Annotated in this window: 11 protein-coding genes; 2 read left to right on the plus strand and 9 right to left on the minus strand. The window is 69.3% G+C overall.

The features are described 5' to 3' along the window. Positions 1-194 precede the first annotated feature (194 nt). From AC07XS_RS15035 to AC07XS_RS15060, 6 genes are all read right to left on the minus strand, one after another. Entirely contained in the window at positions 195-1,094 is a 900-nt protein-coding gene (locus AC07XS_RS15035) for a dienelactone hydrolase family protein (protein WP_182715087.1), read from the minus strand. A gap of 199 nt (positions 1,095-1,293) precedes the next feature. Beyond that, positions 1,294-2,898 carry a bifunctional phosphoribosylaminoimidazolecarboxamide formyltransferase/IMP cyclohydrolase gene (gene purH / locus AC07XS_RS15040; RefSeq protein ID WP_182715086.1) on the minus strand — a complete coding sequence of 535 codons (1,605 nt, stop codon included), beginning with the start codon at positions 2,896-2,898 and terminating at the stop codon, positions 1,294-1,296. A 90-nt stretch (positions 2,899-2,988) separates the two neighbouring features. Next, the gene (locus AC07XS_RS15045) at positions 2,989-4,842 is read right to left on the minus strand and encodes a heparinase II/III domain-containing protein (RefSeq protein ID WP_182715085.1); all 1,854 of its coding nucleotides are present in this window, start codon (positions 4,840-4,842) and stop codon (positions 2,989-2,991) included. Beyond that, the gene (gene rpe, locus AC07XS_RS15050) at positions 4,839-5,510 is read right to left on the minus strand and encodes a ribulose-phosphate 3-epimerase (RefSeq protein WP_054764454.1); all 672 of its coding nucleotides are present in this window, start codon (positions 5,508-5,510) and stop codon (positions 4,839-4,841) included. Before rpe ends, AC07XS_RS15045 begins: the two co-directional genes overlap by 4 nt. A gap of 47 nt (positions 5,511-5,557) precedes the next feature. Beyond that, complete coding sequence (locus AC07XS_RS15055; RefSeq protein WP_182715088.1) at positions 5,558-6,901, minus strand: RsmB/NOP family class I SAM-dependent RNA methyltransferase; 1,344 nt, start codon at positions 6,899-6,901, stop codon at positions 5,558-5,560. Positions 6,902-6,948: 47 nt separating this feature from the next. After that, positions 6,949-8,925, minus strand: coding sequence for a potassium transporter Kup (locus tag AC07XS_RS15060; RefSeq protein WP_182715084.1), 1,977 nt, complete (start codon positions 8,923-8,925; stop codon positions 6,949-6,951). Between the two features lie 167 nt (positions 8,926-9,092). Here AC07XS_RS15060 and AC07XS_RS15065 point away from each other — a divergent pair, with 167 nt between their 5' ends. Next, positions 9,093-9,563, plus strand: coding sequence for an Rrf2 family transcriptional regulator (locus tag AC07XS_RS15065; protein ID WP_182715083.1), 471 nt, complete (start codon positions 9,093-9,095; stop codon positions 9,561-9,563). Between the two features lie 7 nt (positions 9,564-9,570). Further along, a complete protein-coding gene (locus AC07XS_RS15070) occupies positions 9,571-10,368 on the plus strand; it encodes an SDR family NAD(P)-dependent oxidoreductase (protein WP_182715082.1) in 798 nt (265 codons plus the stop codon). An 18-nt stretch (positions 10,369-10,386) separates the two neighbouring features. On the opposite strand, the gene lpdA is transcribed toward AC07XS_RS15070, so the two are convergent. The 3 genes from lpdA to AC07XS_RS15085 all read right to left on the minus strand — a co-directional run. Continuing rightward, entirely contained in the window at positions 10,387-11,784 is a 1,398-nt protein-coding gene (gene lpdA, locus AC07XS_RS15075; protein WP_182715081.1) for a dihydrolipoyl dehydrogenase, read from the minus strand. Beyond that, complete coding sequence (locus AC07XS_RS15080; protein ID WP_182715080.1) at positions 11,781-12,302, minus strand: hypothetical protein; 522 nt, start codon at positions 12,300-12,302, stop codon at positions 11,781-11,783. The genes lpdA and AC07XS_RS15080 overlap by 4 nt, the downstream gene beginning before the upstream one ends. 67 nt (positions 12,303-12,369) lie before the next feature. After that, on the minus strand, positions 12,370-13,294 hold a 925-nt coding region (locus tag AC07XS_RS15085), incomplete at its 5' end, for a dihydrolipoamide acetyltransferase family protein (protein WP_182715079.1).

Below are 13,294 nucleotides of genomic sequence, written 5' to 3' on the forward strand. Positions count from 1 at the left end.
GGGCGGTGGAGGCGGGGGAGGAATCACCGGCGTCACCGAACCGGAACCGCCTCCTCCGCCGCCCCCGCCGCAGGCCGCCAGCGGCAGGGCCAGAAGACCGGCGCTCAGCAGAATCGCCCGCTTCAACTGTTTTCCGACCACGTCGTTCCTCCCGAGCCGCGCGGTCGGTCGCCGCGCCTTCACCCAGTAACCGCCTAATTCTTTAACGCTTTATCGAAAACCGCCAGCAGTTTGGCCCAACCGTCCTTGGCGTCCGCCTCGGCGTAGCTGGCGCGGTAGTCGGCGTGGAAGCCGTGCGGGGCGTCGGGATAGACGTCGATCCGGCTCTGGGTCTGACCGGCGCGGGCCAGGGCCTGGCGCATCCGCTCGACGCTGGCCAGGGGAATGCCTTGGTCCTGACCGCCGTAGAGGCCGAGCACCGGCGCCTTCAGGTCGTCGGCCAGATCGACCGGCCAGGGCTGGCCGGACGAGACCTGGGCCGGGGTCGCGTCCGCCGCCGGCGCCAGACGGCCGTACCAGGCCACGCCCGCGCCGATGGCGGCGAAGCGCGCCGCCGCCTGCCACACCACCTTGCCGCCCCAGCAGAAGCCGGTGATCCCGACCTTGCCGTCGCGCGCCCACAGCTGCTGGCTGGCCCATTCCAGGGTGGCCGACAGGTCGCCCATCACCTGTTCATAGTTCGCCGCGCCCACGATCTGCATGATCCGGCCCATGTCGGACAGGGGCGCCGGATCCTCGACCCGGACGAAGAAGGCCGGGGCGATGGCGGCGTAGCCCTGTTTGGCCAGGCGGCGGCAGACGTCCTTGATATAGTCGTGGACCCCGAAGATTTCGGACACGACGATCACGACGGGGAAGGGGCCGTCTCCGGCCGGACGCGCCACATAGGCCGGCAGTTGAAACCCGTCCGGCGCCGGATAGGCGACCTCCGCCCTCTCCAATCCGGCGGCGTCGGTGGTGATCGGCTTGGCCTCCCTGGCCAGGGCGGCGACCGCATAGCCGGAAAAGAACAGCCCCCCAAGCGCCCCCACTGCCCTGCGGCTGAGCTTCAGATCATCGGCGGTCTGGCCTTCGGGACGGATCAGGGTGGTCATGGGACGGCTCCAGAAACGGGGGAGCCGCCAGACCATCACGCCCTCGTTTCAGCGTCCAGTCACGAACGCGAGGACGTCAACGACGGAAAGCAGGCCGCTCAAGCAGCGCGCGACCGCGTCGCGAGCGGTAGTGGACAAAATCCCGCTCAAGCAGCGAGCGACCGCGTCGCGAGCGATAGCGCCCTTCTTCCCCAAGAGGTCAGTGCCGGAAGACCCGCACGCCCGTGAAGGCCATGGCGATGCCCTTCTCGTCGGCGGCGGCGATGACCTCGTCGTCGCGGATCGAGCCGCCGGGCTGGATCACCGCCGTGGCCCCGGCCGCAACGGCTTCCAAGAGGCCGTCGGCGAAGGGGAAGAAGGCTTCCGAGGCGCAGGCCGACCCCTCGGCCAGCGAATGAGCCAGGCCCTTCGCCTCGCCGGCCTCCTTGGCGCGGATGGCGGCGATGCGGGCGCTGTCGCGGCGGTTCATCTGGCCGGCGCCGATGCCGGCCGTCTGGCCGTCCTTGGCGTAGACGATGGCGTTGGACTTGACGTGTTTGGCCACGGTGAAGGCGAACAGCATGTCCTGGATCTCGGTCGGGGTCGGCTGGCGCTTCGTCACGATCTTCAGGTCCGACGGCTTGATCAGCGACCGGTCGCGGCTCTGCACCAGGAAACCGCCCGCGACCGAACGGAACACCTCGCCCGGCCCGTGCGGATCCGGCAGGCCGTCGGTGATCAAAAGGCGCAGGTTCTTCTTGGCGGCGAAGACGGCCTTGGCCTCGTCGTCGGCGCCGGGGGCGATGACCACCTCGGTGAAGATTCCGGTGATGGCGCGGGCGTCGTCGCCGTTCAGCGGCCGGTTGACGGCGATCACGCCGCCGAAGGCCGAGACGGCGTCGCATTCCAGGGCGCGGGCATAGGCTTCGGACAGATCCTTGCCCACAGCCACGCCGCAGGGGTTGGCGTGTTTGACGATGACGCAGGCCGGGGCCTCGAACTCGGCGACCAGCTCATAGGCGGCGTCGGCGTCGGCGATATTGTTGTAGCCCAGCTCCTTGCCCTGGACCTGGGTCGCATAGGCCACGCCCGGACGGCGCTCGCCGGTGCGGTAGAAGGCGCCGGTCTGGTGCGGGTTTTCGCCATAGCGCAGGGTCTGGGCCAGCGATCCGGCGACGGACTTGCGGGCCGGGGCGGCGTCCTCGATCTGGCTTGCGAACCAGGCGGAGACGGCGGCGTCATAGGCGGCGGTGCGGGCGAAGGCGCGGGCGGCCAGGCGCTTCCTCAGGGCCAGATCGGTCGAACCCTCGGCCTTCAGCGCCTCCAGAATCAGGCCGATGCTCTCGCCGTCGACGGCGACGGCGACATAGCCGTGGTTCTTGGAGCCCGAACGGATCATGGCCGGGCCGCCGATGTCGATATTCTCGACCGCCGCCTCGAACGAACCGCCCGCCGCAACGGTTGATTCAAACGGGTACAGGTCGATCCAGACGATATCGATGGCGCCGATGCCGTGGTCGATCATGGACTGGGCATGGTCGGCGGCGTCGCGCACGCCCAGGAGGCCGCCGTGGACCACGGGGTGCAGGGTCTTGACCCGGCCGTCCATCATCTCGGGGAAGCCGGTCAGATCGGCCACATCCTTGACCGGCAGGCCCAGTTTGGCGATCGCCGCCTTGGTGCCCCCGGTCGAGACCAGTTCGACGCCCAGGTCGTTCAAGGTGCGGGCGACGTCCTCCAGCCCGGCCTTGTCGGACAGGGAGATCAGGGCGCGTTGCGGCTTGACCCGGTCAGGGGCGGGGGGGAAGTCGGGAGCGGCGGGCATGGCGGCGTCCGTGAAGGCTTGGGGGAGGATGGGGCGCCCTCTAGCGCCAAACGGCCGCCTCGTCACCCCACGGACGGTTTCTGACGAGGATCAGCTCGGATCGCCGCTCGCGCCCGCCGGGCTCAGCTTCCAGCGGATCCGGCTCTCGCTGTCGGTGCGGGCCGAGCCGCGCACCACGATCTGCAAGCTGCGGCGGGTCAGGCCGGCGTCGATATGGACGCTGGGTTCGATGGCCACGTCGGGCCCGTCGGTCCGGAACCACCAGCCCCGGCCCGAGGCGCCGCGCAGCAGGATCGAGCGCCGGTCGCGCGCCAGCGAGGCCTGAACCCCCGGCTCCAGATGGAAGCGGATGGCGTAGGGGGCCGCGATCTGGCGGATCACCTCCTTGCGGCCGGGCGTCGGGAACAGCTTCTCCTCCGCTCGCAACTCGTCCAGCCTCTGGTCCAGATACAGGCGCCGCTGGTGGTTCAGGCCGAAGGCTTCGTTCCAGCCGTCATGCTCCATCTCCAGCCAGACCGCGCCCTCGGCTTCCCTCTGGTCGGTGGTCACATGGATCGGCGGCCCGACCAGGCGCGGTCCCAGAAGCTCTCCCTTCCAGCCGCCCAAGGGTTCGTTCAGCGACCGCTCGCCCAGGGTCAGGGTCGAATGGCCGGGGGTCAGGCGCAGGGCCTGACGATCGGTGGCGGCGGGGGTCCAGCCGGAGCCGGTGACCAGACGGTCCTTGCCGCAGGCGATCTCCAGCGCCAGGGGCTGGGCGCAGGCCGTCGCGCCCCAGGCGCCGCGCGCGGGCGAGGCGGCGTCAGCGACGATGGACAACAGGGGGCTGGCGATCCGCACCAGTCCGCCGATCCGGCCGACCGGCGGATGGGTGGGATCGGCCGCACGGCTCGCCGTCGCGGCCTCGTCATGGGCGCGGGCGGCGGCCACACGGGCGGCCGACGAGGGGCCGCCGCCTTGAAAACCGGCCAGCCGCCCGTCGGGCAGGGTCAGAAGGCGCAAGCCCTGGGTCAGGCGGTCGATCGCCTCCGACACCGGCTGCGGCGTCGGTTCAGACAGCTGGGCCAGGGCGTCATCGAGGGTCAGGAGGTCCAAGAGCAGCTCCAGCCCCGCCTCCGGGCTGCGCGACGCATGCGAACCGTCGTCGTGAACCGTGACGCGCAGCGCCCCCGCCAGACCGCCCAGCGCGCGGCGTCTCAGCCCCTGACCCGGCGCTCCGGCCAGGACGCAGCCCCCGATGGCGGCGGCGGTCAGACGCTCGGCCCGCGTGGCCAGGCCGCCCGGCGGACGCAACAGCTGGCGCGTCTGACGCGCCAGACTGTCGGCCAGCCTCAGCCGTTCCGCCTCGGTCGCCACCGCCCCCATGCGGCGGGCGGCGCAGGCCAGGTTGATCACCCGGCGCGGCAGAATCTCCGGGCCCCAGGCGAAGGGCGACCAGCGGGCGAAGGCGTCCGCCCAGGCCAGGGTCAGGCGCAGGGCCTCGCGCGCGCCGCGCTCGCCCTGGGCCATCAGGGCCGGCAGCCAGTTGAAGGCGTGCAGTTCGACGGCGAAGGGCCGCGACGGACTGGGCCGGTTCCATGGATCGGACGGCGGCTCCACCTCCATGGAGGCGCCGGCCAGGATGAAGCGCCCGACCAGCAGGTTCTTGCCCGGGGCGGGATCGTGCGGCCGGAAATCCCGCGGCGTCGCGGCGAAGGCCGTGACCTTGCCCCCGGCCAGCACGGGGCTCAGGGTCAGACCATAGCCGGGAAGGCCGTAAAGCTCGATCCACAGTTGACGGGTGATCAGACGCCCGGCGATGGCGGGCCAAAGACCGGCGCTGGTCGCCGCCTGCCCCGCCCGGACGGGCGTGCGGACCGGCGCGCCCGGAAGGCCCGGAATCTGGCCCGAGGCGACGTCCGGCGTCTCGGCCTCGCGCCGCGGAGCGAAGGGACCCAAGGGGCTCACCCGGCGGTCCAAGGGTTCGGAGCGGACTTCAGGGCCGCGATATTGGCCGCATAATCGCCCTTGAAGACGAAGGAGCCCGCGACCAGGGCGTCAGCCCCAGCGGCGACGCAAGAACCCGCATTGGCCGAGGTCACGCCGCCGTCCACCTGAAGATGAGCCGCCGACCCGGCCCGATCCAGAATGGCGCGCGCCGTCTCGATCTTCTTCAGCGAACTGTCGATGAACTTCTGGCCGCCGAAGCCGGGATTGACCGACATGATCAGAACCAGATCCACCAGATCGACCACCTCTTCCAGGATCGACAGCGGGGTGGCGGGATTGAACACGACGCCCGCCTTGGCGCCCAGCTGGCGGATGCGGCCCAGGGTGCGGTGCAGGTGCGCTCCGCTCTCAGGGTGGACGGTCAGGACGTCTGCGCCCGCCTCGCGGAACGCTTCCAGCCACGGATCGACCGGCGCGACCATCAGATGGACGTCGAACGGCAGACGGGTGTGCGGTCGGATGGCCTTCACGATGTCCGGGCCCAGGGTGATGTTGGGCACGAAATGGCCGTCCATCACATCGATGTGGATCCAGTCGGCGCCGGCGGCTTCCAGAGCGCGGACTTCTTCACCCAGGCGCGCGAAATCGCTGGCGAGGATGGATGGGCAGATCAGGGGTGCGGCCATGGCCCCTCGGATAGGACGGCTTGCCCACGGGGGCAAGCCGCCGACCGTCAGGAAATCCGCTCCAGCCGTGCGGCGAAGAAGCCGTCCAGGCCGCCGCGTTCGGCCCATTGGGACGGCAGAATGCGCAGCCAGCCTTCCGGCGTCAGGGCCTCGGCCGGGGCGCCGACGGCGGCGGGGTCGGCCGGAACCGTGCGGAAACCGGGGTTGCGGCGCAGGAAGGCGATCACCTGGGTCTCGCCCTCCTCGCGCTCCAGCGAACAGGTGCAATAGACCAGACGGCCGCCCGCCTTGACCCGTTCGGCGGCGGCGTCGAGCAGCCGGTGCTGGACGTCGGCCAGTTTGGCGACCTCGGCCGGCTTGGTGGCGCGCAGGACTTCCGGATTGCGGCGGAAGGTGCCGGTGGCCGTGCAGGGGGCGTCCAGCAGCACGGCGTCGAATGTGCGGTCGTCCTCCCAGTCCTCGGCCGGGACGGCGACCACCTCGGCGGCGAGGCCGGTGCGCTCCAGGTTCTGGGTCAGACGTTTCAGGCGCGGGGCCGACCGGTCCAGGGCGACCACCGAAGCGCCGGCGGCGGCCAGTTGCAGGGTCTTGCCGCCGGGGGCGGCGCACATATCCAGGGCGGTCTCGCCGGGCTTGACGTCCAGCAGGCGGCCGGGGACGGCGGCGGCGGCGTCCTGAACCCACCAATCGCCGGTCTCGAAGCCGGGCCAGGCGGCGACATCGCCGCGACGGCCGGTGCGGACCGTACCCCCGTCCAGAACCTCGCCCTCCACCGCCTCGGCGACGGCGGCGGGATCGACGCCGGGCTTTAGGCTGAGATCGGTCGGCGGCTCCTCGCGCGCGGCCAAGGCCAGGCCGGTCAGGGCCGCCTCGCCATAGGTCGCCCGCCAGCGGGCGGCGATCCAGTCGGGCAGATTGCTCTCGGCCGTGGTCAGGCCGGCGCCGTCGCGGCCCACGCCGCGCAGCACGGCGTTGACCAGGTTCTTGTACGGCCGTGTCTTGGGATCGCGCTCGGCCAGTTTCACGGCCGTGGAGACGGCGGCGAAGGCCGGGGTCTCCAGCACCAGGGTCTGGGCCAGGGCGATGCGCATCAAGGTGCGGACGGCCTCGGGCGGAGACTTCTGCAGGCGGCGATCCAGAATCTGGTCGATCTCGCCCAGGCGACGGAGCGCCGCCATGGCCACGGCGCGGGCGAAGCCGTGATCGACCGGCGCCAGGGCGCGGGCGGCCGGCTGGGACAGGGCTTCGTCCAGTCCGTTGCGTCGCTCCAGCGCCGCGTTCAGCAACAGGCCGGCGACGAGGCGGGCCTCCACCCCGATATCGTCCTGGTGCGGGGTTTCAGACGAGGCTTCCGAGGCAGAAGCAGGACGCGGCCTGCCCTTGGTCGCCATCCGGCGGCCCCGCGCCTCGGAGTTCTGGCCCGGCCGGGCGCCCGGCCTCAAACCGCCACCTGGGCGCCCAGCTCGACCACGCGGCCGGGCGGGATGTGGAAGAAGTCGGTCGGATTGGCGGCGTTGCGCATCAGGAAGATGAACAGCCGGTCCTGCCACAGGGGCATGCCCTGGCGCGCCGACGGGATAAGCGACCGGCGGCCCAGGAAGAAGCTGGTCGACATGATGTCGAACTTCAGTCCCTGTTTGCGGCACAGACCCAGGGCGCGCGGCACGTTCGGCGTCTCCATGAAGCCGTAGGTGATGGTCAGCCGTTTGAAGTCGTCATTGATCGGCTCCATCCGCACCCGATCCGCCTCCTTGACGCGCGGCCGTTCGGAGGTGCGCACGGTCAGGATGACGTTCTTCTCGTGCAGGACCTTGTTGTGCTTGAGATTGTGCATCAGGGCCACCGGCGCCACGTCGGGATCGCTGGTCAGGAAGATGGCCGTGCCGGGCGCACGGTGCGGCGGCCGGGCCTGGAGCATTTCGATCAGGTCGGTCAGAGGCAGGCTGTCCTTGCGGGTCTTGGTCGTCAGGATCTGGGTGCCGCGCACCCAGGTCCACATGATCAGCACCAGACAGGCCCCCAGCACCAGCGGCATCCAGGCGCCGTCGGGGATCTTCAGCAGGTTGGAGGTCAGGAAGACGCCGTCGATGAAGGCGAAGGGGATCAGGGTTCCGGCGACCGCCCACATCGGCCACTTCCAGCCCTTGGTGATCACCGAATAGCTCATCAGGGTGTTGACCAGCATGGTCCCGGTGACCGCCACACCATAGGCGGCGGTCAGATTGTGCGAGCTCTGGAAGACCACCAGCAGCAGCAGGACCCCGATCATCAGGAAGGTGTTGACCGCCGGCACGAAGATCTGGCCCGCCTGGGTTTCGGAGGTGTTGCGAATGTCGATCCGGGGCAGCAGGCCCAGCTGCACCGCCTGCTGGGTGACCGAGAAGGCGCCGGTGATCACGGCCTGGGAGGCGATGACGGTGGCGGCGGTGGCCAGGATCAGCATCGGCCAATAGGCCATCTCCGGCACCATGTTCCAGAAGGGATTCTCAGATGCGCCGGGATTGTCCAGGATCAGGGCGCCCTGGCCCAGATAGTTCAGGGTCAGGCAGGGCAGGACGAAGGCCAGCCAGCCCATGCGGATCGGCGCCTTTCCGAAATGGCCCATGTCCGCATACAGGGCCTCGGCGCCGGTCACGGCCAGGAAGACGCTGCCCAGGATGACGAAGCCCAGGAAGCCGTCATTGATCAGCAGCATGACGCCGTAGTGGGGCGACAGGGCCCGCAGAATGCTGACGTCGTCGAAGATGTGATAAAGACCCAGGCCACCGAGGCTGAGGAACCAGACGGCGGTGATCGGGCCGAAATATTTGGCCAGGCTGGCGGTGCCGCCCGACTGAGCCATGAACAGGGCCACCAGAATCCCGGCGGAGATCGGCACGATGAAGGGATCCAGACGTCCGGCCAGGCCCGGCGCGTCCTGAAGGCCCTCGACGGCCGACAGCACCGAAATGGCCGGGGTGATGATGCCGTCGCCATAGAAGAGGGCCGCGCCGCAGACGCCCAGGATGAAGATCCAGGCGCTGCGCCGTCCGACCGCGTGCTGGGCCAGGGCCATCAGGGACAGGGTGCCGCCTTCGCCCTTGTTGTCGGCCCGCATCAGGAAGAAGACGTACTTGAACGTCACCACCACCATCAGGGCCCAGAAGGCCAGGGAGACCACGCCGACCACGGCCAGGTCGCCGCCGACGCCCGAGCGGGCGTGATCGATCGCCTCGCGCAGGGCGTAGAGCGGGCTGGTGCCGATGTCGCCGAACACCACGCCGATCGCGCCGACCGTCAGGGCCCAGAAGCCGCCGTGTTTGGCGATCTGGCCTGCTGGAGCTTGGGACTCGGGTCCCGTGGCGTGGGTGGACTTGTTCGGCGTGTTCGACGCGGCGGGGAGAGCGCCCGCGTCGTGGGGAGTGTCCCCGGCCATGCGTATCCTCCGGGTCGTCGACGACAGGTCGAGCCCTTCAAAGCGGCGAGCCTTTAGGCTCATTCCGCGTCCGCTTCAATCGCGGCGCGCGGGATTCGGTTTCTCCAGACGGGCGGAGATTTGTGATTCGGCGCGCGAACGCCTATTTTCCCTTCAGGAACACGATCATGTCAGACAGCCAGCGCTTCCCCGTCGCCGCCCACGCCCTGGCCTATATGGCCCACAAGGGAGCGTTTTCGCCTGACCGCGCGGCGCCCAGCGGCGTTCTGGCCTCCTCCATACCGACCAATCCTGTTGTGGTGCGCCGGGTGACGGCCCTGCTGGCCAAGGCCGGTCTGATCGCCACCCGCCCCGGCGCGACCGGCGGCTCCTGGCTGCTGCGCCAGCCGCAGGACATCCGGCTGGACGAGGTGTTGAAGGCCGTCAACGGTTGCGCCCACATCGGCTCGCCGCCGTCCGGCGCCAAGGGCTGCCCGATCAGCGAACATATTCCTCGCCAGGTGGCCAAGGCCCTGACCGCCGCCGACGAGGCCGCGACCGAGGCCCTGTCCAAGATCACCATCGCCGATCTGCTGGCGGAAAATCCTGCGTCCCTGGCGGCCTTTACGCCGCACAAATCCTGCCCTGTCGCGGCTTGACGCCCCGATGAGCCGAACGGTCCTGATCACCGGCGCCTCGGCTGGCATCGGCGCCGCCCTGGCCCGGACCTATGCGGCCAAGGGCTGGAACCTGATCCTGACCGCGCGACGCGAGGGGCCGCTGCAGGCCCTGGCCGATGAACTGACCGCCGCCTACGGTGTGACCGCGACCGTGATCCCCGAGGATCTGTCCGATCCGACGGCCCCGCAACGATTGATCGCCGCCGTCGCGGCACGGGGCCTGACGGTTGACGGCCTCGTCAACAATGCGGGCTTCAGCCGGGTCACAGGCTTCCTCGACACCGACCTCGCCGCCCACCGGGCCATGATCCAGGTCATGCTGACCGCGCCGGTGGAGCTGTCGCACCTGGTCCTGCCCGGCATGGTCGGGCGGGGCTTCGGCCGGGTGCTGAACGTCGCCTCGCTGGCGGGCCAGATGCCGGCGACGGGCGGCGACACCCTGTATGGTCCGATCAAGAGCTTCCTGATCAAGGCCTCCCAGGGCCTGCATCTGGAGACCCTGGGGACGGGGGTCCATGTGACGGTGCTGAACCCCGGCTACACCCTGACCGAGTTCCACGACGTCAATGGGTCTCGCGATCAGGTGTCGCGCGCCTATCCGGCCTGGATGTGGATGGACGCCGGCCGCGTGGCGCAGATCGGCTACGACGCCTGCGAGGCGAACCGGGCCAGCGTGACGCCCGGCGTCATGAACAATGTCATGGCGGGCCTGGCGCGCGTCCTGCCCGACGGTCTGGCCCTGAAGATGGTGGCGAACCACGCCAGGCGGCTGGAGCGGCTGTAGGACCGCTCCAGGCCGAGGTCAGATATGGATCGCGTGGCCCAGGGCCCGCAGGGACGCCTCGTGGAAGGCTTCGCCCAGGGTCGGGTGGACGTGGATGGTCCCGGCCACGTCTTCCAGCACCGCCCCCATCTCCAGCATCTGGGCGAAGCTGTTGGACAGTTCCGACACATGCTGGCCCACGGCCTGGATCCCCAGCAGCCGGTGGTCGGCCTTGGAGGCGATCACGCGCACGAAGCCGCCGTCCTCGCCGGCCTCGATGGCCAGGGCCCGGCCGATGGCGGCGAAGGGGAAGACGGCGGTGATCACATCGTCGCGGCCCTCGACATCGCTGGGACCCAGACCCGCCGAAACAATCTCCGGCTCGGTGAAACAGACGGCGGCGATCGTCGTGGGATCGAACACCCGGTCGTGGCCGGCGATGATCTCGGCGACCACCTCGCCCTGGGCCGAACCCTTGTGCGCCAGCATCGGTTCGCCCGTCAGGTCGCCGACAGCCCAGACATTCTTCATGCTGGTGGCGCAGCGGTCATCGATCTTCACGAACGGACCGGCCATGGCCACGCCCATGTTCTCCAGACCCCAGCCCTGGGTGCGCGGACGACGGCCGACCGTGACCAGCACCTTGTCGGCCTCCAGCTGCAGCGGCTCGCCGTCCTTGGTCGTGATCGACAGTTTTCCGTCGCCGAAGCCGCCGGCCCGCGCGCCCAGATGAAGCTCGACCCCGTGCTTCTCCAGCCATTTGGCGACCGGATCGGTCAGGGCCTTGTCATACAGGGGCAGGATCCGGTCGGCCATTTCGACGATGGCCACCTCGGCGCCGAGCTTGCGATAGGCGATGCCCAGTTCCAGCCCGATGTAGCCGCCGCCCACGACGACCAGCTTCTTGGGGACCTCCGACAAGCTCAGCGCCTCGGTCGAAGAAATGACGTCGCCGCCGAAAGGCAGGAAAGGCAGTTCGACCGGCTCGGACCCCGTCGCCAGGATGACGTGTTCGGCGGTGATGCGGATGTCGCCTGCGTCGGTTTTCACCACGCAGGTCTTGGCGTCGGCGAACTCGGCCCAGCCCTTGATGACCTTGACCTTGGCCTTCTTCAGCAGGGCCGCGACCCCTGCGTTCAGCTTACGGACGATGCCGTCCTTCCATTCGACCGTCTGCGACAGGTCGATGGCCGGCGCCGCCGCCGTTATGCCCAGCGTCCCGCCGCCGGCCGCCTTGGTCACCGTCTCGAACTTGCCTGCCGCATGGATGATGGCCTTGGACGGAATGCAGCCGACGTTCAGGCAGGTGCCGCCCAGCCCATCGCCGCCGTCCACCAACACGGTATCCAGCCCCAGCTGGCCGCACCGGATGCCGGCGACATAGCCGCCCGTGCCCGCGCCGATGATCAGGACTTTGGTTTTCAGGGTCTGGGTCAACGATAGGCCTCAAGGCGGGAGCTGAATTGTGGAGGAACTTGCTGGGGCTCGAAGACGCGAACCGCGCCGGTTCCGGTCTCCATGGCCAGTACGATGTCGCCGGGTTTGACGCGCTGGAAATCGACGCAAATCATGCCTTGATAGCCGCCCAGCGGACGGGCGGTTTCCGCAGCGGTCAGGGTGTATGTCTCTTGCGGAGCGCCTTGAAGCGTTTCCAGTCTGGCGATGGTCGCCTTGGACTGAATAACCTCGATGGTCGGCGTCCGGCTGGGTTCCGGCAAACGCTCCACCGTCGTTACGCGCCCGATAAACAGCGCAGGACCATCGGTCCTTAGCAAAGACGACCAAGCCGGCGGCGGCTCAGGTATGCAGGCGTTCGCGGACGAGGCGACGACGCCGACGGCTGCTAGCAGGCTGGCGCCGAAGGTCAGCGCTTTGACTTTGAATTGCCGCATCACATTACCCTTCCAATCCCGATGATCCTCTCTCGGCGAGGAGAAAGGATCATCAAGAGCCATGGCGCCAATTTCGAGGTGATAGCCATAGGCGCGGGCGGACCTCGCTTTCCCGCTTAGAAAATGGGCATCAACCCATCCACAGCGTCGCCGGGTTCTCCAGAAGCCCCTTGATCCGCTGCACGAACACCGCCGCATCATGCCCATCGACAATGCGGTGATCGAAGCTGGACGACAGGTTCATCATCTTGCGCACGACCATCTGGCCGTCCTTGACCACGACCCGTTCGGCGATCTTGTTCGGACCAACGATGGCGACCTCGGGGTGGTTGATGATCGGCGTGTGGACCACCCCGCCCAGCGTGCCCAGCGAGGTGATGGTGATGGTCGAACCCGACAGCTCTTCACGCTTGGCCGAACCGTCCTTGGCCGCGCCCGAGACGCGGGCGATTTCCAGCGCCGTATCGTAGGGGTCGCGCGCCTCGGCATGACGGACCACCGGCACCATCAGGCCATTCGGGGTCTGTGCGGCGATGCCCAGATGGACCGGGGCGTGTTGGGTCAGGACGCCGGCGTCGTCGTCATAGGTGGCGTTGATCTGGGGCTGATCGCGCAGGGCCACCACTATGGCGCGGGCGATGAAGGGCAGCAGGTTCAGCTTGGGCTGATCCTTCGCCTTGGTCGCGTTCAGATGGGCCCGCAGCTCCTCCAGCGCCGTCATGTCGATTTCCTCGACATAGGTGATGTGCGGAATGCGGCGCACGCTCTCGGCCATCTTCTCCGCGATCTTGCGGCGCAGGCCGATGATCTTGACCTCGGTGGTCCCTTCGGCGCGGGCGAAGGGCGAGCCGCCGGCCGGAGCGGCGGACGTCGGAACCTGGCCGCCGCGGGCGATGAAGCCGTCCAGATCCTCGTGGGTGATCCGTCCGGCCGGGCCGGAGCCGGGCACGAAGGTCAGATCGACGCCCAGGTCGCGCGCGCGGTTGCGCACGGCGGGCGAGGCCAGGGGGCGTTCGCCGGGGGCCCGGCCGGTCAGGGCGGGGGCCGGTTTGCCC

The organism is Brevundimonas sp. GW456-12-10-14-LB3 (assembly GCF_059424365.1).